The sequence below is a fragment of the Pantoea sp. USHLN298 genome (assembly GCF_037149395.1).
GTDB classification, from domain to species: Bacteria; Pseudomonadota; Gammaproteobacteria; order Enterobacterales; family Enterobacteriaceae; genus Pantoea; species Pantoea astica.
The window spans coordinates 1-214 of sequence record NZ_JBBCRO010000035.1 but is presented as its reverse complement, the minus strand read 5'-3'; the positions used below and the strand labels follow the sequence as shown (position 1 = coordinate 214).

Annotated in this window: 1 rRNA gene; it reads left to right on the top strand. The window is 52.8% G+C overall.

What is annotated here, in order from left to right:
- Window positions 1-91, top strand: a 16S ribosomal RNA gene (locus tag WFK59_RS22060); the annotation flags it as partial.
- Window positions 92-214 lie beyond the last annotated feature (123 nt).

Here is a 214-nt window from a genome sequence, read left to right as displayed (position 1 = left end):
CGGGAGGGCGCTTACCACTTTGTGATTCATGACTGGGGTGAAGTCGTAACAAGGTAACCGTAGGGGAACCTGCGGTTGGATCACCTCCTTACCTGAAGATACTTTCCCGCGTAGTGCTCACACAGATTGTCTGATAGAAAAGTAATGAGCAAGACGGCTGCGAAGTCGCGACACTATCGTGTCCCCTTCGTCTAGCGGTTAGGACTCCGCCCTT